General features: G+C 42.0%; 15 protein-coding genes, 1 tRNA gene and 1 pseudogene. 15 read left to right on the top strand and 2 right to left on the bottom strand.

All coding sequences use genetic code 11. The features are described from left to right. Positions 1 to 345: 345 nt before the first annotated feature. The 4 genes from KQI87_RS16390 to KQI87_RS16375 all read left to right on the top strand — a co-directional run bounded on the left by KQI87_RS16390 (position 346) and on the right by KQI87_RS16375 (position 5,930). The gene (locus tag KQI87_RS16390) at positions 346 to 1,737 is read left to right on the top strand and encodes an aminopeptidase (protein ID WP_216461033.1); all 1,392 of its coding nucleotides are present in this window, start codon (positions 346 to 348) and stop codon (positions 1,735 to 1,737) included. A 293-nt stretch (positions 1,738 to 2,030) separates the two neighbouring features. Beyond that, the gene (locus KQI87_RS16385; RefSeq protein WP_216461035.1) at positions 2,031 to 2,762 is read left to right on the top strand and encodes an ABC transporter ATP-binding protein; all 732 of its coding nucleotides are present in this window, start codon (positions 2,031 to 2,033) and stop codon (positions 2,760 to 2,762) included. A gap of 107 nt (positions 2,763 to 2,869) precedes the next feature. Beyond that, complete coding sequence (locus KQI87_RS16380) at positions 2,870 to 4,705, top strand: efflux RND transporter periplasmic adaptor subunit (RefSeq protein ID WP_216461032.1); 1,836 nt, start codon at positions 2,870 to 2,872, stop codon at positions 4,703 to 4,705. Beyond that, the gene (locus KQI87_RS16375; protein ID WP_216461031.1) at positions 4,698 to 5,930 is read left to right on the top strand and encodes an ABC transporter permease; all 1,233 of its coding nucleotides are present in this window, start codon (positions 4,698 to 4,700) and stop codon (positions 5,928 to 5,930) included. Before KQI87_RS16380 ends, KQI87_RS16375 begins: the two co-directional genes overlap by 8 nt. Here the strand turns inward: KQI87_RS16375 and KQI87_RS17430 are convergent. Then, positions 5,916 to 6,029: pseudogene (locus tag KQI87_RS17430) on the bottom strand (DUF6783 domain-containing protein); the annotation flags it as partial. The gene KQI87_RS16375 and the pseudogene KQI87_RS17430 overlap by 15 nt on opposite strands. Here KQI87_RS17430 and KQI87_RS17425 point away from each other — a divergent pair. Together KQI87_RS17425 and KQI87_RS16370 are read left to right on the top strand one after the other, a co-directional pair. Next, positions 5,988 to 6,116, top strand: coding sequence for a DUF6783 domain-containing protein (locus KQI87_RS17425; RefSeq protein WP_334300753.1), 129 nt, complete (start codon positions 5,988 to 5,990; stop codon positions 6,114 to 6,116). The pseudogene KQI87_RS17430 and the gene KQI87_RS17425 overlap by 42 nt on opposite strands. Positions 6,117 to 6,236: 120 nt before the next feature. After that, positions 6,237 to 6,310, top strand: a tRNA-Arg gene (locus KQI87_RS16370). A 312-nt stretch (positions 6,311 to 6,622) separates the two neighbouring features. Here the strand turns inward: KQI87_RS16370 and KQI87_RS16365 are convergent. Next, positions 6,623 to 7,654: a 3-deoxy-7-phosphoheptulonate synthase gene (locus tag KQI87_RS16365; RefSeq protein WP_216461030.1), complete on the bottom strand. Its 1,032-nt coding sequence runs from the start codon at positions 7,652 to 7,654 to the stop codon at positions 6,623 to 6,625. A gap of 520 nt (positions 7,655 to 8,174) precedes the next feature. Between KQI87_RS16365 and KQI87_RS16360 the strand changes: the two genes are divergently transcribed. From KQI87_RS16360 to KQI87_RS16320, 9 genes are all read left to right on the top strand, one after another. Continuing rightward, positions 8,175 to 9,509 carry an MATE family efflux transporter gene (locus tag KQI87_RS16360; RefSeq protein ID WP_216461029.1) on the top strand — a complete coding sequence of 445 codons (1,335 nt, stop codon included), beginning with the start codon at positions 8,175 to 8,177 and terminating at the stop codon, positions 9,507 to 9,509. Between the two features lie 27 nt (positions 9,510 to 9,536). After that, positions 9,537 to 10,235, top strand: a complete 699-nt coding sequence (locus KQI87_RS16355) for a metallophosphoesterase (RefSeq protein ID WP_216461028.1) — start codon at positions 9,537 to 9,539, stop codon at positions 10,233 to 10,235. Between the two features lie 304 nt (positions 10,236 to 10,539). Next, a complete protein-coding gene (locus KQI87_RS16350; protein ID WP_216461027.1) occupies positions 10,540 to 11,619 on the top strand; it encodes a leucine-rich repeat domain-containing protein in 1,080 nt (359 codons plus the stop codon). Positions 11,620 to 11,708: 89 nt separating this feature from the next. After that, positions 11,709 to 13,124 (top strand): vWA domain-containing protein, encoded by a 1,416-nt coding sequence (locus tag KQI87_RS16345; protein ID WP_216461026.1) that lies wholly within the window; start codon positions 11,709 to 11,711, stop codon positions 13,122 to 13,124. Positions 13,125 to 13,273: 149 nt separating this feature from the next. Continuing rightward, positions 13,274 to 14,791, top strand: a complete 1,518-nt coding sequence (locus KQI87_RS16340) for an ATP-binding protein (RefSeq protein WP_216461025.1) — start codon at positions 13,274 to 13,276, stop codon at positions 14,789 to 14,791. Next, the gene (locus KQI87_RS16335) at positions 14,784 to 16,742 is read left to right on the top strand and encodes a DUF5107 domain-containing protein (protein WP_216461024.1); all 1,959 of its coding nucleotides are present in this window, start codon (positions 14,784 to 14,786) and stop codon (positions 16,740 to 16,742) included. Before KQI87_RS16340 ends, KQI87_RS16335 begins: the two co-directional genes overlap by 8 nt. A 138-nt stretch (positions 16,743 to 16,880) precedes the next feature. Beyond that, complete coding sequence (locus KQI87_RS16330) at positions 16,881 to 17,318, top strand: GatB/YqeY domain-containing protein (RefSeq protein ID WP_216461023.1); 438 nt, start codon at positions 16,881 to 16,883, stop codon at positions 17,316 to 17,318. A 135-nt stretch (positions 17,319 to 17,453) separates the two neighbouring features. Next, the gene (locus KQI87_RS16325) at positions 17,454 to 18,302 is read left to right on the top strand and encodes an AraC family transcriptional regulator (protein ID WP_216461022.1); all 849 of its coding nucleotides are present in this window, start codon (positions 17,454 to 17,456) and stop codon (positions 18,300 to 18,302) included. A gap of 97 nt (positions 18,303 to 18,399) precedes the next feature. Beyond that, complete coding sequence (locus KQI87_RS16320; RefSeq protein WP_216461021.1) at positions 18,400 to 19,017, top strand: DUF4867 family protein; 618 nt, start codon at positions 18,400 to 18,402, stop codon at positions 19,015 to 19,017. Positions 19,018 to 19,097: the final 80 nt, after the last annotated feature.

Raw genomic sequence — 19,097 nt, 5'->3', positions numbered from 1 at the left:
ATACTTTTTTTCTCAGACCGGCATACTGTGGCGGTCTTATTGAGATACCTATTTTTCAACCTGTATAAAATTTTCAATGTTCATCAAAATAAGCTTGACTTTTTATTTGCAGGCTTGTTGTTTTGAGATAATTATCTGGAATAATATTAACTATAATAGAAGCAAAGGGAATTGTCCAGTTGTGTGATGCAGAACGATGAAGCGTATTATTATAGCTGGAGTAAACAACAACCCTGTAGAGAAAAAATGTCAATATTTTTATTATATGGAAAAATACAGCAGGATGTTTTATAATAAAGAAAACAATACTATGAATGACAGTCATAAAGAAAGGCGGAACATCAGATGGAACGTAGAAATGCATGGCTTTCTTATACAGAAGCAGAAGAAAAAGAATTAGAAAAGGTGGCAGACGCATACCGTAATTTCCTCAATGTTGGTAAAACAGAGCGTGAATGCGTGACACAGATCGTGAAAGAAGCACAGGCGGCTGGCTATGAATCTCTGGAAGAGAAAGCTGCAAAGGGTGAGAAACTGAAAGCCGGAGATAAAGTTTATACAGTAGGAATGAAGAAGATCGTTGCACTTTTCCATATCGGTCAGGAAGATATTGAGAAAGGTATGAATATTCTGGGAGCACATATTGATTCTCCACGTCTTGATATCAAACAGAATCCATTGTACGAGGATACTGATCTGGCATATCTGGATACTCACTATTATGGTGGTGTTAAGAAATACCAGTGGGTAACACTTCCGCTTGCGATCCATGGTGTAATAGTAAAGAAAGACGGAAGTATTGCAGAAGTAAATATTGGTGAGGATGAAGATGATCCGATCGTATATATCACAGATCTTCTGATCCATCTTGCGGGAAAACAGATGCAGAAGAAGGCTACTGAAGTGATCGAAGGTGAGAATCTTGACATCCTGATCGGCAGCAGACCGCTGAAAGATCTCCCGGATGATAAGAAGAAAGATGCAGTTAAACAGAATGTACTGAAAATCCTGAAAGAGAAATACGATATGGAAGAAGAGGATTTCCTCTCCGCAGAACTTGAGATCGTACCGGCAGGCAGGGCAAGAGAATGCGGTCTGGACAGAAGTATGATCGCTGCTTATGGACAGGATGACAGAGTATGCGCATACACATCTCTGCTTGCAATGCTGGAGATGGATGCACCGAAACGTACCTCCTGCTGTCTGCTTGTAGACAAGGAGGAGATTGGAAGTGTGGGTGCAACAGGAATGCAGTCCCGTTTCTTCGAGAATGCAGTGGCAGAGCTTCTGGATGCAATGGGAAGCTATAGTGAACTGAAATTAAGAAGAGCACTGAAGAATTCAAGTATGCTTTCTTCTGATGTAAGTGCAGGATATGATCCATCTTATGGCGAAGCATTTGAGAAAAAGAATGCTGCTTATCTCGGTCGTGGTATCGTTCTGAACAAGTTTACCGGAGCAAGAGGCAAATCCGGTTCCAATGATGCAAATGCAGAGTATGTGGCAAGAGTAAGAAATATTTTTGATACACATGAAATTGCATTCCAGACTGCAGAGCTTGGTAAAGTAGATGTTGGTGGCGGTGGAACGATCGCGTATATTGCGGCTCTTTATGGCATGGAAGTAATTGACAGTGGCGTGGCAGTGTTGAGTATGCATGCTCCGTGGGAGATTACAAGTAAGGCAGATGTTTACGAAGCTAAAAAAGCATACAAGGCATTTCTGCTTGACGCATAAAGAGGATTTGCATAAAGCAGATTATGAGCAGGCAGTGAAGCGTATGCTTTTGTCCGCTTGATAAAGGAATTTTTGTGGATCGTCATAATATAAAAAAAGTGAAGGGATTACAGCTTCAGTTTCGTTATGATTAACAGAGACTTGTAGATTCCGCAGATAAGGACAGAGCTTTTGGGGAACCGGGTTCTGTCCTTTTTTGAAGGCTGGCTGAGAATCTTTGATCAATAGGCGGTGATGTGGCTTATGGTTAGACAGATGAGGTTGTGGAGTATGCAAGATGAATGGAGGAGAAAATGGAAGAAGCGCTGATCAGAGTGAAAGATTTGTGTAAGATATATAATCCCGGTGAGAATGAGGTGCGGGCGCTGGATCATATTAATCTGGAAATCGATAAGGGCGAATTTGTTGCCATTATAGGACAGTCAGGTTCAGGAAAGTCTACATTTATGAATATGCTGGGATGTCTGGATGTACCCACTTCAGGGGAATATTTTCTGAATGGCACAGATGTGTCTACGATGGAGGATAATGAACTGTCCGAAGTCCGAAACCGGGAGATTGGATTTATTTTTCAGGGATTTAATCTGATATCCAATCTGACTGCGATTGAGAATGTAGAGCTCCCGCTGGTATACAGAGGAGTGGACAGGAAGACCAGACATAAGCTGGCAGTGGAATCACTGACTATGGTTGGTCTGGAGAAACGTATGGATCATAAACCGAATGAGATGTCCGGAGGACAGCAGCAAAGGGTTGCTATTGCCCGGGCGCTGGCAGCACAGCCGCCGGTTATTCTGGCAGATGAGCCAACCGGAAATCTGGATTCTGCTTCCAGTAAGGAGATTCTGGAGATTCTTAAGAGCATGCATAAGCAGGGGAAGACAGTCATACTGATTACTCATGATAATGGAATTGCGGCACAGGCAAGGCGTGTGGTGAGGATTATTGACGGTAAGATAGAGTCAGATTTCATAAACGAAAACTATGGGAAAGAAGAATATGTAAAGAATCAGCTGGATGCGTAGGCTACAACAGCTGATGTGAAGAATATAGATCTGAAAATAGCAGCAAGTATATACATTTTATAGAGAATATGGTGTGAAAATGGTCTTGAGGAGGAAGAAATAAAGTTATGAAAAAAAAGAAGAGCAAGAAAAAAATTGTGATCGGAGCGGCGGCTGTTCTGGTGATCGCAGGCGGTGTTACAGTAGCAGGACAGAGAAATTCAAAAGAGGAACAGATTCCGCAGGTTCCGGTGGTGACTGCTGAAACGGGAGATGTGGAAGAGATTGTAGATGCCACGGGTACTGTGGGCAGCGAAGAAGAAAAGACGTATTATTCTCCGGTAAATGCAGAGCTGAAGGCAGTTACTTTTTCCCAGGGAGATGTGGTAAAGAAGGGTACAAAACTTATCGAGTTTAATACCAGGGATCTGGAAAAAGATAACCAGAAAGCAGAGTTGAATTTGAAATCAACAAAATACGATACAACGGATACAAGAAAGAAATCCGATAAAGCAGAGAAGAAACAGAAAGATGCCAAAAAGAACGTCCAGGATCTTGAGCAGAAAATCAAGGACAAAAAAGCTTATGTAGCTTCTCTGAAATCACAGATCTCAGCAGCTACGGCAGCGGCTCAGCGTCAGGCAGCAGCACAGGCGTCCGCACAGGCAGCAGCACAGGCCCAGGCCCAGCAGCAGGAAGCACAGGCAAAAGCACAGGCCGAGGCAAAGAAACAGCAGGAGATCCAGAATCAGTATCAGGCAGCACTTTCTACATATCAGACAGAGACGCTTCCACAGTATCAGAAGAAGCTGGCAGATTTAAATATACAGTATAATCAGGCACAGAGTACTTATAATCAGACGGATACTGCGTATCAGATCGCATTTGCAACATGGCAGGCGGATTCTTCAGATGAGAATCTGCAGGCACTGAATGAAGCAGAATCTTACAGAACACAGGCACAGCTGGCTATGCAGCAGGCGAAACAGGATTACGATGATTGCAGGTCGCAGACTCCTCAGATGCCGACACTTGCCGATTTTACAGGAAGTGACTCTGCTTATTCAGGGGGATTCTCAGATGGATCTGACGGAACAGATACAGATGATGAAGAGGATGATTCCTCAGAGGATTATGATTACAGTGGAAGTGATACCAGTACAGCTACTGCAGATACTTCTGCTTTGGAAAGTGCGATGGAGAAAGCAAGTGATGAGCTTGCAGAGCTCCAGTCTGACCTGGCTTCTGAGAAAGCAATCGCAGATGCAGATCCTACAAGCCTGACAAAAGAAGAGAAGGAGAAATTGAAAGTAACGGATAATCTTTCTGAACTGGACGCAAAGTCTGCGAAAGAGCTGGTAGAAGAGGGAAAGAAAGGAATCACTGCAGAATTTAATGGAATTATTTCCAAGGCTGACATTAAAGAAGGGGCAGCAGTTTCACAGGGAATGGAACTCTTTACCATTCAGAATACAGATAAAGCAAGTGTGGATGTGACACTTTCCAAGTATGATTATGATACAGTGAAAGAAGGACAGACTGCGGATATTACAATGGGTGATCAGACATACCAGGGTACCGTGACGAAGATGAGCCATATTGCAGTGCAGAATGAGAAAGGAACACCGGTTATTTCTGCTACTGTAAGTATTGATAATCCGAACGATGATATTTTTCTGGGAGTGGATGCAAAAGTTAAGATTCATGCGGCATCTGCGAAGAATGTGGTGACTCTTCCTGTAGAAGTGGTCAATATCGGCAAGGACGGATCTTTTTGTTATGTGATCGAGGATGGACTGGTGACTAAGAGAAATATTACAACCGGAATCAGTTCAGAGGATTATATAGAAATAAAAGAGGGAATCAAAGAGGGAGAAGAAGTTATTTCTGATCTTGGTGATTATACAGAGGGAATGCAGGTACAGGCAGTTTCCGAGCAGTCAGGAGAGGATGCCAATGAGTAATCTGTATGAATATATTAAAATGGCAGTCCATAATATTATGGCAAATAAAGGCAGATCTTTTTTAACTATGCTTGGTATCATCATCGGTATTGCATCTGTAATTGCTATTGTATCAATTGGTGAGGGAACCAAGAATCAGATGAACAGTGAGATCGATGATATTGGCGGTGGACAGATTGCAATCAGTATGAGCAGTGATGCGCAGACTGCGGAAGAATATATCACTGCAGATGATGTAGAGGCAGTCCGGGAGCTGGATGGGATTGAAGGAGTGAATGTTTCAGATTCTTATGATGGTGAGACGACTACTGGCAAAGGAAACTTTACTCTTATGGTTACAGGTGAGGGACCGGATGCAAAGCTGCTGAATAATGCGACAATGAAACATGGCGTTTACTTTGGCGAGAATGAAGTGCAGGAGGGGAAGAATGTCTGCGTTCTTTCAGACTCTGATGCAAAACGGCTTTTTGGTACGGATGATGTTGTGGGAATGAGTCTGGATGTAAATTGCTACGGTCTGACAAAGAGCCTGAGAATCTGTGGTGTGACGACACAGAAGGAGAATGGAACTTTTGTAAGTTATACTTACGAGGGAATGCCGGTAACTGTGAATGTGCCATATACGACAATGAATGAATTCACCGGAACATCAGATTATTTTTTCTCTATGAGTATACAGGCGGATAAAAGTCTGGATAGTCAGAGTATTGCAGATAAAGTGGTAAATCTGCTGGAGAAAAGGCATCAGTGTTCAGGCGAAGATTATTTCCAGGTACAGAGTTTCCAGGATATCATGAGTTCCATGAATCAGATGTTGGATATGGTGACTGCGTTTATCTCTTTTGTTGCAGGAATTTCTCTGCTGGTTGGAGGTATTGGTGTTATGAATATTATGCTGGTATCTGTAACAGAGCGTACCAGAGAGATTGGTATCCGTAAATCACTGGGGGCAAAGACTTCATCAATTATGCTTCAGTTTCTGGCAGAGGCGGCGATTCTGACAGTGATCGGTGGTCTGATCGGAATTGTGCTGGGAGTAATTGGAGGATATGCGATTTGTTCGATCATAAGCAGCAGTATGGGAATGATCATTACTCCGGGAATCAGTTTGAAGACAATCATGGCGGCAACATTGTTCTCCTGTGCAGTAGGGGTGTTCTTTGGAATCTATCCTGCAAAGAAGGCTGCGAAACTCAGTCCGATTGAGGCGTTAAGACGGAACTAGAATGCTAGAGCCTGTTTGAAAAATCATTCCCGCAATCTGCACGCCCCACTTTGCGGTATATTTTGCCCGAATTCGGTTGTCGTAGCCCGCTACGACGCCCTCATCCGAACAAAATCTCCCACAAATTGTGACGCACATCTTGCAGAAAGCCTTTTTCAAACATGCTCTAGAATTGTTGTAAAATAATAAATTTTACCGATCAAAAGAAAAAATAAAAAAAATTCAAAAAAAGTGTTGACAAATGAACCAGTATAGAGTAGAATACTCATTGTTGTGAGGGACACGAGATAAGAACTTCACAAGGATGTGCGTTTAGCTCAGCTGGATAGAGCGTTTGGCTACGGACCAAAAGGTCGGGGGTTCGAATCCTCTAACGCACGCTAAAACCGCTAGAAATTAAGGTTTCTAGCGGTTCTTTTTTTGTCTTGACAAGGCTATTGATTTTTAAAATACAGCATATAATGTAAATAAACAAGTAAACTTGTTTTAGGCGAGGTCCTGCTTTAGTGGACGATTCAAAATGAAAAGAGTTGATCTTAAAGATTGAGGGTGTCGTTTCATTAGCTGTTTTTGATGAAACGACACCCTCTTTTGATTTAGCAAAACTGTAAATAGTTGTTTAACCAAATCAAGTAATTCCCCTGCTTCAATTGCGAATATCCGCTTGCTTTAGCATTTGTATTTGTTTAATATCAGCATTTCTCCGCAATATCATAAATCAGGCGTTCCGTATCTTCCCATCCAAGGCATGGGTCAGTAATAGAGCAGCCTGGGGTCATGTGGTCACTGATGTCCTGGCGGCCTTCGAGGAGGTAGCTTTCGATCATAACGCCCTTGACCAGTTTCTTAAGATCCGGATTGTAGTTACGGCTGTGAAGCACTTCTGTAACGATACGGATCTGTTCTTTATACTGTTTGTTGGAGTTGGAGTGGTTGGCATCCACAACAACAGCAGGATTCTTGAGATCTTTTTTTGTATATAATGCAGCCAGATGCATCAGATCTTCATAATGATAATTCGGGATCGTCTGTCCGTACTGGTTCACGCCGCCGCGAAGAATGGTATGTGCCAGATCATTTCCGGATGTTTCCACATCAAATCCTCTGTAGATGAAATGATGCGGATGCTGAGCGGCAGTAACAGAGTTCAGCATAACAGAGAGATCACCGCAGGTAGGATTCTTCATACCAACCGGAATATCCATACCGCTGGCTGTGAGACGATGCTGCTGGTTCTCTACAGAACGTGCACCTACCGCTTCATAGGAAAGAATATCATCCAGATAGCTGCGGTTTTCCGGGTAAAGCATTTCATCAGCAGAAGAAAGTCCTGTTTCCTGCATAACTCTCATATGCATCTTACGAATTGCAATGATTCCGGCAAGAAGGTCAGGCGCTTTGTCAGGGTCTGGCTGGTGAAGCATTCCCTTGTAGCCGTCACCGGTAGTACGTGGCTTATTGGTATAAACTCGCGGAATAATCATCAGTTTGTCAGATACTTTATCTGCGACTGTTTTCAGTCTGCGTACATATTCGCAGACAGTATCTTCGTTATCAGCAGAACAAGGTCCCACAAGGACGATAAATTTATCTGATTCGCCGGTGAAGATACGACGGATTTCTTCATCGCGCTGTTTCTTAACTTCTTTCAACTTCGGGCTGAGAGGGTACTGAGATTTCAGAACCTCCGGCAATGGGAGCTCGTGATTGATTTTAATTGACATGATCGGTTTCCTCCATATAAATATCACGTGGATTTTTCTTAGATCACAGAAAATTTCTGAGAGAGATTCCGGTAATCTAAAAAGTCTTTCAAGTATTTTTCATTCTTATCAAGTATAACATGATATCATTTTAAAATCCAGTACTTTAACACTTTAAACCGACAAATTTAAGCGAATATCTTAGTAAAAATTGGTTAAATAGTATAAAACGTATGATAAAAGTGTAGCTGCCAGATTGTAATTAATTTAGCCAAATGTATTTATTAGTGGATTAATCAGGATGCAATCGTTTCTTTCTGAAAGATTGTCTGTTAGAGCACGGAGTGAACAGTAACATTAAAAGAAATGTCAAGAGGGAGTTAACATAGAGAAATATTGCTTACTTAAGTTGTATATTGCTATAATAAGGTCAGAGGTTATATAAATTATTGACCTTGTTTTGCGGTAAGGGATATAATTGATATTTGTTGATTACAAAATTTGAGAGAGTCATGTGATTTTACTAAGGGGGAAAAGAATTGTGGTTACAGACCTGACAAAGGAGCATCCAGATAAAACGCTGTGGCGTTTCCTGCTTCCGATGATGCTTAGTGTAATGTTTCAGCAGATTTATAACATTGCGGACAGCATGATCGCTGGAAAGTTTGCAGGGGAAGATGCACTGGCAGCAGTTGGAGCGTCTTATCCGATCACGGTGATTTTTATGGCATTTGCTGTTGGAATGAATCTGGGAACTTCGGTTATTGTTTCCAGATTGTTTGGTGCTGGTGACAGAAAAGGGGTAAAGAGAGCAGTAACGACTGCATTTGCGGCATCCGGAGCACTTGGAATTGCGTTGACTGTGTTTGGATGTGTGGCATGCAGGAGTATGATGGTGTGGATCCGTACACCGGAGAATATTCTGGCAGATGGAGAGTTGTATCTGAAGATCTACGTGTTCGGATTACTGTTTCTGATGCTTTATAATGTCTGTACAGGTGTCTGTACAGCGCTTGGAGACTCTAAGACTCCGCTGTATTTCCTGCTTGGTTCTTCTGCCGGAAATATCCTGTTGGATTTTCTGTTTGTTGCGAGGTTCCGCTGGGGAGTCAGTGGTGTGGCATGGGCGACATTTATTGCACAGGGGATTTCTGCAATCTTGGTGCTGATCACGGTGATTCGCAGACTTAGTGTGATGACTGCGGAGAAACAGCCACTATTTGATGGAAAATTATGCAGACAGATTCTGGCAATTGCAGTGCCGAGTATTCTGCAGCAGAGCGTGCTCAGTGTGGGAAATCTGGTAGTGCAGGCAATCATCAATCAGTATGGTTCTGCAGTTGTGGCAGGATATTCCGGCGCAATTAAGCTGAATACATTTGCTATCAATATTTTTATGACACTTGGCTCCTGCCTGTCCAGTTATACCGCACAGAATCTTGGGGCAGGAAAACCGGAGAGAATCCCAATGGGATTCAAAACAGGATTAAAATTGTCAGAGCTGACAGTATTGCCGTTCGTAATTTTATACTTCGGCTTCAGCCGCCAGATGATGAGTCTGTTTCTTAATGCAGAGAGTACAGGAGCATTGAATGCTGGCGTGGCATTTTTGCGGATCGTGTCGCCTTGGTATCTGATGATCGTAGTAAAACTTATGACGGATGGCATTATTCGTGGATATGGTGCCATGCTTTATTTTGTACTGGCAACTATCCCGGATCTGATTTTGAGAATTATATTTGCACTTATTTTCTCACAGAAATTCGCAAGTACAGGAATCTGGATGGCATGGCCGTTTGGATGGCTTGCGGCTACGGGACTGACGATTTTCTTTTACAGGAAAGTACTGAAGAAAATGCGATGTAACAATTTCTAAAGCCAATTAAGGAGGTACGTTTGGAGGATGAGTTTATACGCAATCGGTGATTTCCATCTTTCATTTACAGTCCATAAACCAATGGATGTATTTGATAAGAGATGGAAGAATCATGTAGTAAAGATCGAGAAATACTGGAAGAAAAAAGTAACAGCGCAGGATACGGTAGTGATCACAGGAGATCATTCCTGGGGACGGAATCTGGAGGAGTGCCAGGCGGATCTGGATTTTATTATGGCATTGCCGGGGAGAAAGATTCTGCTTCGCGGAAATCATGATATGTTCTGGGATGCGAAGAAAACTGAGAAGTTGAATGAGATGTTCAGAGGAAAACTGGAGTTCCTGCAGAATAATTTTTATACATATGAAGATTATGCATTGGTAGGAACCAAAGGCTACTGCTATGAGGGAAAAGACAGCTATGAACATTTCCTGAAGATCAGAGAACGTGAACTGGAACGTCTGCGCTGTTCTTTTGAAGCGGCTAAGGCAGCAGGATATGAGAAATTTATCATGTTTCTTCACTATCCACCAACAAGCATCGGAGAAATGGAAAGTCCATTCACATTAATAGCGCAGGAGTATGGTGCAGAGAAAGTGATTTATTCTCACTGTCATGGGGAGAAGCGTTATGACGACAGTTTCAAAGGATATGTGGATGGAATTGAGTATAAGCTGGTATCCGGGGATTATCTGAATTTCAAGCCGGAGCTGGTTTTGCGATGACAGTCAATTGTACTTTACGTAAAATAGAAGGAAACTGCCGTTTGGAATTGACAATTTTGAAACGTCCGTACTGTTTCAGAAAATCTTTAAATATGAGCAAGTTGCAGGCGTTTCTGGAAATTGGATGTGATAAATTTATATTATCTGGAAAAAATCCCTGGGAAGTATTATACTTTTCAGGGATGATTTTATTATGTCACAGCAAAATTTTCTGCGCCATAATAAAGTTATTTGAAATAGAAGTCTTTATTATAAATTGTAAATGGGAACATTTTTAAGAAAATGGATTTCCGGGGAGAGAGGAATGAAGATTTATTATAGAGAAAAATCAGGTGGAATTGAAATCCTGCGATGTTATGGGATTGAGAACAGGGTTGAAATTCCGGAGATGATAGATGAAAAAATAGTAATTAGTGCGGCACCATATGTATTTTCCAGTCATATGGATGAGACTGAAGAACTTAAGAATGCCAGTGTCTGGGAGCCGGAGGATGGTTTTGGATTTGGCAGAGAAGAACGGGTTCTGGCAGGAAATGAGGTAGAGGAGATCGTTTTTCCGGACAGCCTGCGAGAGATTGGAAGATATATTTTTTATGGGTGTGGAAATCTGAAGAAACTGGAATTCTCTGACAGTCTTATGCAGATTGGCTGTGGAGCATTCACTGGATGTCATGCATTGGAGAAACTGACTGTACACATGAAGCAGGGAAAGAAGTCTGGCGTTAAGGAAATGTTGGGGGAGATGTGGCAGAGGATTGACGTGACATTTCTTTATGCGGATAAAAAAGAGGCAAGACTTGTTTTTCCAGAGCATTATGATGAGGCAGTTGAGAATACTCCGGCGCGTATTTTATATACGGAATATCATGGTTCAGGAAGTAATTACAGGCAGTGTTTCTATAACAAAGAACTGAATTATCAGGAATACGACAAGCTGTTTGAGATGGCAGTAGTAATGGATAAGCTGGAAGTTCTGGTGGATATGTCATTCGGCAGACTGGAGTTTCCGTATGAGCTGACAGAGAAAGCCGGAGAAGAGTACCGGGGATATATCAGTAAAAATCTGGGAGAGATTGCAGTTTATCTGGTAAAGCAGGAAGATATACACAGACTGGAAGTTTTATCTGCACAAAAACTCTGGACCCTGGAAGGAATCGATGCTGCACTTGACTGTGCATCCCAGAGAAAAGAGACAGAGATTTCCGCATTTCTTATGAATGAGAGAGCGGATTTAGTGGATAAGTCAGTTAGTAATGAGCGTGCAAATGTGGATAATCCAAAAGATTATCGGGAAATAGATGTAACAGCTCAGGAAAAAAATGAACGATCACATACTGTGGAGAAACAGTTGAATGTAAGACGGAAAAAGAGATTTGAATTATAATTATCTGGAACATTTCACTGAAGCAGGCAGTAAAGTGGGATTGCCTGATAATGAATAATAGATGGATAAGATTGTAGAGGAAAATAATTATGCAGCCAGAAGATAAAACACAGGAAATAGTAGAAACAGCAGAGCGTCTGCAGGCAATCGGCAGCAGTATTCTACGGGCGGCACGGGATGAACTATATTTGGGAATGCGCTTCCTGGATGTGGCATTGAGCAGTTTTTCTTATCAGATGGATGGTTCAATTCATAGATTTGGAACGGATGGAAGAGTGATATATTTCCAGCCGCAGATGCTTGGCGGGTTATATAAAGTGAACAGAATTCTGGTAAACAGAGGGTATCTTCATATGGTATTTCACTGTATTTTCAGACATTTCGCATGGCGTGGTGTTGGTAATAATATTATTATTGCCGGAGCTGATCAGTGGAAAAATGCGGAAGATAGAGGAAATGATAGTACTGGAAAAACAAGTGAGGAACGTATGTGTGATTTAAGTTGCGATATCGCAGTGGAACATATCATAGATGGAATGAACTACCGCAGTATCCGTTTTTCCCGCAGTCTCCTGCGCAGAGAAACCTATCGTCTGCTTGAAAAAGAGGGTAAAACTCTTAATGCTCAGCGAATATACAAGATCCTGTCAGGATGGAATTTAAGTGAAAAAGATCTCACAAATCTGGAGCAGGAATTCCGCACAGATGACCACAAATACTGGGAAAGCAAAAAGCCGGATCAGAAGCCGAATCCTATGCTCAGTCGTAAATGGGGTGAGATCAATGATGGAATTGAGACAGATCTGGAAACATTTTCTCAGGAGGCAGGAGAACGTGACGGAGATTTTCTGGAACAGATTAAAACAGAGAACAGAAGTAAATATGATTATAGAGAATTTCTGCGGAAATTTGCAGTTTTCCATGAAGAACTGGCGGTAGATGATGACAGCTTTGATTACAATTTCTATACTTACGGACTTCGTCTTTATGGTAATATGCCGCTGATCGAACCACTGGAGTCCAAAGAAGTTAAAAAAGTAGAAGAATTCGTCATTGTCATCGACACTTCCATGTCCTGCTCCGGAGAACTGGTGCGGAGATTTCTGGAGGAAACCTACGGCGTACTCAGCGAGAATGAGAGCTTTTTTACAAAAATAAATGTACATATCATTCAGTGCGATGAGAAAGTTCACATAGATAAGAAGATTACTTCTCAGGAAGAAATGAAGGATTATATGGAACATCTGGAATTATACGGTGACGGCGGGACAGACTTCAGACCTGCATTTGAATGGGTGGATAAACTGCTGGAACAGCATGAATTTCGTAACCTGAAAGGCCTGATCTATTTCACAGACGGATTCGGAATTTATCCGCATAAAATGCCATCATATAAGACAGCATTTGTGTTTATGCAGGACAATTACCGGGATGTGGATGTGCCGGTATGGGCGATGAAACTGATATTGGATGAGTATGATCTAAATGGATCAGATAGGCAATGAAAGTAATTGTCTGATTTGAAACCTGCAGATAAAAATGATAAGTTATGAAGTGATAAATTAAGAAGTATTGGTCAGATTATGAATAGGCAGATATGTTAAAATAACAGATTAAAATAGAGAACTTTCAGTAACAGGAAAGGATTTACATTATGGATATAAAACGAGCAAAACAGGAGATTAAAGATTCAATAGAAGCATACCTTGCAAAGGATGAATTTGGAAACTATCTGATTCCGGCAATCCGTCAGAGGCCGATCCTTCTGATGGGGGCACCGGGTATTGGAAAAACGCAGATTATGGAGCAAATTGCCAAAGAATGCAAGGTAGGTCTGGTGTCTTACACTATTACCCACCACACCCGCCAAAGTGCAGTAGGACTTCCGTTTATCAAAGAGAAAACCTTTGGAAGTGAGACTTTTTCTGTCACAGAATATACCATGAGTGAGATCATTGCATCCGTCTACGAGAAGATGGAGAAGACAGGCTTAAAAGAAGGAATTCTCTTTATCGATGAGATCAACTGCGTATCAGAAACTCTGGCGCCGATGATGCTGCAGTTTCTTCAGGGAAAGACCTTCGGTAACCAGAAAGTCCCGGAAGGATGGGTGATCGTAACTGCAGGAAACCCTCCGGAATACAATAAATCTGTCCGTGAATTTGATGTAGTAACCCTGGACAGAATTAAGCGAATCGATGTCCAGCCGGACTTTGAAGTATGGAAAGAATATGCTTATGAACAGGGAATCCACCCTGCCGTCATCTCTTATCTGGAGCTTCGCAGAAAGAATTTCTACAGAATGGAGAATACAGTAGATGGTCGTATTTTTGCCACTGCCAGAGGATGGGAAGACCTTTCCAGACTAATTCAGGTGTACGAAACATTGAATAAAGAAGTAGACAGAGAAGTGGTATATCAGTATATACAGCATCCAATGATCGCGAAAGATTTTGCAGCGTATCTGGCACTATATAACAAATACAAGACAGACTATGCGGTAGAAGATCTGCTTCAGGGAAAATGGTCACAGCTTACTATACAAAAGATCAGAAATGCATCTCTGGACGAGCATTTAAGTCTGGTAGGACTTCTGAATGGAAAATTAAGCCAGTTATTTACGGAATGTTATCTTATGGATTCCTATGTAACAAAACTGTACAAATATATGGTATATTATAGAGACAACCTTGCTGATATTTCTCTGAAAGCGATCTGTCAGAAAGCGGCGGATGATCTGGAGACAGCAAGAAAATCCGAACTGCTGACTGCAAACGAGGAGAAAACGCTTCTCAGGGTCAATGCTTTTCTGGAAAAAATCTGGATGGAGCTGGAAGGTCTGACACAGAGCGAGCAGGATATCTATGAGAAAGTAAAAGCAGCTTTTTCCGCAGAAGCAGACAGTCTGGAAGAACAGACAGAAGCTGCTTCACAGACCTTGCAGAATGTTTTTGATTTTATGGAAGCGGCTTTTGGAGACAGCCAGGAAATGGTGGCATTTATTACGGAACTGAATGCAAACTTTTACAGTATCTGGTTCATCCGGGAAAATGGTTCTGATCAGTATTACCGTCACAATAAGGGCTTATTATTTGACGATAGACAGAAACTGATACTGGGACAGATGGAGGAACTGGAGAACACGATGAAACGGGGGATTACGGATGTCTGAGTTAAGATTTGAGACAAAGAAGATCAGGGTAGCCGATTTGGGAAAGGAGAGCTGTGTGCCGGATCTCCTTGGTGAGCTGACCATGCAGAACAGTCTGGAATTTCATCTGGATGAAACGGATGAGATTTATGAGGGGTATGGAAGGGTAAAGAATGCTTATCCATATCGTCAGAGAAACACGTATACAAGAGAACTCAAAGAGCAGGAAGTAAAGACAGCAATTCTGGAGAACCGCTATTTGAAAGCTGTATTTCTTCCTGAATTTGGAGGCAGATTATGGGAACTCTGGGATAAATATACAGGTAGAAATCTGCTTTACACCAATGATGTTCTTCGGTTTAGCAATCTGGCAGTGCGCAATGCGTGGTTCAGTGGTGGTGTAGAGTGGAATATTGGTATTATCGGACATACTCCATTTACAACAGAACCGCTTTATACTGCCCAGACAACGAATGAGAACGGAGAGCCGGTCCTGCGTATGTATGAGTATGAACGGATCCGAAAAGTAACTTATCAGATGGATTTCTGGCTGGAAAAAGACAGCAGCTTTTTGAACTGCAGAATGCGTATTGTGAATGAAGGAAAAGAGGTTGTTCCAATGTATTGGTGGAGCAACATGGCAGTTCCGGAATATAAGAAAGGAAGGGTCATTGTACCGGCAGTACAGGCATTCACGTCCAGTGGAAATCAGGTGACAAAAGTGGATGTCCCGATGGTGAATGGCACAGATATTTCCGATTATACTTCTATAAAGAAGTCCGTAGATTATTTCTTTGACATCCCGGATGGATGCCCGAAATTTATTGCAAATGTAGATGAAACCGGCTATGGTTTGCTTCAGATTTCCACAGATCGTCTGCGCAGTCGTAAACTCTTTTCCTGGGGAAATCAGGAGGCTTCCAATCACTGGCAGGAGTATCTCACAGACAAGGCAGGACGTTATCTGGAAGTGCAGGCCGGACTTGCAAAGACACAGTATGGATGCATTCCGATGGCACCTCATACAGCCTGGGAATGGATGGAACAGTATGGCTCTGTTAATATTTCCGAAGGAGTACTTGAGAAAGAATATAAAGAACGTACAGCGCTGGTAACAGGCAGAATCCTTGAGTCTGGTTTACATGAAAAGCTGAAAGAGAAACTGGAAACTTCTAAAGCAATGTCAAGAAAAGAAGCACAGCTTGTATACATAGGAAGTGTGTATGGTGCTCTTGCAGCGCATGGAGAAGGCACAAAGCATCTGAAATTCTTTGAAGAAAATAAGGATGAAACACAGGGAGAACTTTCAAAACAAGCGGAATCTCTGAAAAATTGGAAACGCTTTTTTGAAACAGGAATTTTACATTGTCCACAGCCGTTGGAAATGCCGGAAGAGTTTCTGATCGATGAGACAAATGTAGATTTCCTGGAAGCTCACATGGAAGAAAATGCACAGAACTGGTACGCTTATTATCAGCTTGGCTTGGGATACTATCGCAAAGAAGACTACGAAAAAGCAGAGAAAGCTTTTGATGCTTCTTTGAAATTAAAGGAGAGTGCATGGGCGTTCCATGGTCTGAGTTGTGTGAAACTGATGCAGAATGACAAAGACCAGGCAGGGGTATATATTCTTCAGGGAATGGCATTTAAACGCAAAGAACTTTCCTATCTGAAAGAAGGATTCCGTATTCTTCTGCTTGCAGAGAAGTACGAAGAACTGAGCCGTTTCTATCGGAAACTGGACAAAGAAGAACAGGAAGACAGCAGACTGAAACTTGGGTATGTGCAGGCACTTCATGGCTTGAAACAAGATAAAAAAGCGCTTGATCTGCTGGAAAGCAAGGGCGGTTTGATACCGGATGATATCCGTGAAGGTGAAGATTCCCTAGGAGAAATCTGGCAGGAACTGTACCAAAGTGTATATAAAAAAGAGGGAAAACTTCCATATAAATTTAATTTTCATGCGAATTAGCATTGGATTTTCAGATAAATCGTGGTATGCTGATTACTAGATAATGATTTAAATGAAGTGTATCGGAAGCACAAGCGAATTTGAAGTTATGTGTGTAATTGATACAGGAATCAGATCAGAAACGAGGAGGAACATAAAATGGAACTTGAAGTATTAAGAAAAGACATGGTCGCAGCTATGAAAGCCAAAGATAAAGTAACAAAGGAAGCAGTATCTTCTCTGATTTCCGCAGTTAAGAAAGTAGCTATCGATGAGGGTTGCCGTGATGAGATCAAGAGTGATCTGGTAGACAGAGTAATCCTGAAAGAGCTGAAAACTGTAAAAGAACAGCTGGATACCTGCCCGGAGAGCCGTGAGGATCTGAAAGCAGAATATCAGGCAAGATATGATGTAATCGCAAAATATGCTCCGAAGCAGATGGATGCTGCAGAGATTAAGGCATATCTGGAAGAGAAATTTGCAGAAGTTCTTGCAACAAAGAACAAAGGACAGATCATGAAAGCTGTTATGGCAGATCTGAAAGGAAAAGCAGATGGTAAGGTGATCAATCAGGTGGTTGCAGAGATCTGTAAATAAGAATTTTGATAAGATGATGACCGCAGTGTGGGTTGAGAGGCCGGATGCTGCGGTTATTTTTCTGCGCTGGATATTGGCTGATAGAAAAAAATTGTGGGGAAAAAGTTGATTTGTAATGGAGAGAGGTGAAGTGATATGGAGTTTCAGCATGAACTGATCATTCCCAATGAGGGACTGCCGTTTAAAGTTTTTTTATTTGAGGGTGGAAATGGAAATTATGTGCGGGAGAAGCACTGGCATACTTCGATTGAGATTTTTGCGGTTCTGGAGGGGCATCTGGAGTTTTTTATGAATAAGGAGGAGTATCCGCTGAAGGCGGGTGAGCAGCTTATTATTAACTCCAATGAGATTCATTCCATACGTGCAGTGGAGAAGAATAAGACGGTAGTGCTTCAGATACCTTTAAAGCAGTTTGAGAATTATTTTACGGCGCAGAGGTTTATCCGGTTCAGGAGTCAGGACGAGACGGCGGATGTGAAGCTGGCTTCTCTGATCAAGAAGTTGTATAAGGTTTATACGGCAAGGGATGTGGGATATGAGTTTCGGACGATGTCTCTGTTTTATGAGATTATGTATATGCTGGTCAAAAATTACCGGTTGACGGAGGTTCAGGAAAAGGAGATAAGGCATAGCAGGAGACTGGATGCTTTGTCAAAAATTACCACTTATATGAGAGAACATTATAATGAAGATCTGAAACTTTCGGACCTGGCATCTACATTTGGTTATTCTGACGCATATTTGTCGCGAATGTTCCAAAAATATGCAAAAGTTAACTATAAAACATATTTGCAGGATATTCGTATGGCATATGCGTACAGAGATCTGTTGAATACGGACCGTACGATTAGTCAGATTGCACTGGATAACGGATTTTGCAGCAGTCGCGGTTTTTCGGGGGAATTTCAAAAAAGATATGGAGTCCTGCCGAGTGAGATGAGAAAACAGATAGGTCAAAAAGGTCAAAAAAACGCCATAGAATAGTCAAGAAAAATGGCGAAAAGACTTCGCCTGTCTGCTATACTCGAAGCACAGTAAAGATAACGTGACACCCCCGAAAGGGGAAAAGGAGGTTTTTCAGGTGAAAATTCAGAATGTAGCAGATGCTTCCTTCCACAAATATGGAAAAGTGCTGGAAGGATATGACTTTAGTGCTCTTCTTAAAGAGATGAAACATACACCGGTTCCGGATGATGTGGTTTATGTTCCTTCTGTAGAAGAACTGGAGGCTCTGGATGTAGCGAAAGCATTGCAGAACAAGGGATTCGGCGGGATTCCGATTGAGATTGGATACTGCAACGGACATAATAAGAAATTAAATGCTGTAGAATATCATCGCAGTTCCGAAATCAATGTAGCAGTAACAGATCTGGTGCTGCTCATCGGAAGTCAGCAGGATATCACTGATGAACTTACATATGACACTTCTAAGATCGAAGCATTCTTTGTACCGGCAGGAACAGGTATTGAAGTGTATGCAACAACACTTCATTATGCACCATGCAATGTACAGGATGGCGGATTCCAGTGTGTAGTCGTACTTCCGGCAGGAACAAACACAGAGCTTACATTTGAAACAGCAAAAACTGGCGAGGACAGCCTGCTGACAGCAAAGAATAAATGGCTCATTGCACATGAGGATGCAGCGATCGAAGGTGCAGTAAACGGACTTCGCGGAGAGAATATTACGATTGACTGATCGCGGGCTCTTTCTGATAAACTGCAGAGCAGTTATTTGAAGATAAGCAGATAGCGAATGTGGGTGCGTTTATCTGTCTG

Source organism: Blautia sp. MSJ-9, assembly GCF_018919065.1.
In the GTDB taxonomy this organism is placed as follows: Bacteria; Bacillota; Clostridia; order Lachnospirales; family Lachnospiraceae; genus Blautia_A.
This window is presented reverse-complemented; position numbering and strand designations above follow the sequence as displayed.

Coding starts and splice junctions, on each gene's coding strand:
- KQI87_RS16365 (WP_216461030.1), bottom strand. CDS start 7,654: ATGTCAATTAAAATCAATCACGAGCTCCCATTGCCGGAGGTTCTGAAA.
- KQI87_RS16335 (WP_216461024.1), top strand. CDS start 14,784: ATGTCTGAGTTAAGATTTGAGACAAAGAAGATCAGGGTAGCCGATTTG.
- KQI87_RS16385 (WP_216461035.1), top strand. CDS start 2,031: ATGGAAGAAGCGCTGATCAGAGTGAAAGATTTGTGTAAGATATATAAT.
- KQI87_RS16350 (WP_216461027.1), top strand. CDS start 10,540: ATGAAGATTTATTATAGAGAAAAATCAGGTGGAATTGAAATCCTGCGA.
- KQI87_RS16340 (WP_216461025.1), top strand. CDS start 13,274: ATGGATATAAAACGAGCAAAACAGGAGATTAAAGATTCAATAGAAGCA.
- KQI87_RS16330 (WP_216461023.1), top strand. CDS start 16,881: ATGGAACTTGAAGTATTAAGAAAAGACATGGTCGCAGCTATGAAAGCC.
- KQI87_RS16375 (WP_216461031.1), top strand. CDS start 4,698: ATGAGTAATCTGTATGAATATATTAAAATGGCAGTCCATAATATTATG.
- KQI87_RS16345 (WP_216461026.1), top strand. CDS start 11,709: ATGCAGCCAGAAGATAAAACACAGGAAATAGTAGAAACAGCAGAGCGT.
- KQI87_RS16325 (WP_216461022.1), top strand. CDS start 17,454: ATGGAGTTTCAGCATGAACTGATCATTCCCAATGAGGGACTGCCGTTT.
- KQI87_RS16355 (WP_216461028.1), top strand. CDS start 9,537: ATGAGTTTATACGCAATCGGTGATTTCCATCTTTCATTTACAGTCCAT.
- KQI87_RS16390 (WP_216461033.1), top strand. CDS start 346: ATGGAACGTAGAAATGCATGGCTTTCTTATACAGAAGCAGAAGAAAAA.
- KQI87_RS16380 (WP_216461032.1), top strand. CDS start 2,870: ATGAAAAAAAAGAAGAGCAAGAAAAAAATTGTGATCGGAGCGGCGGCT.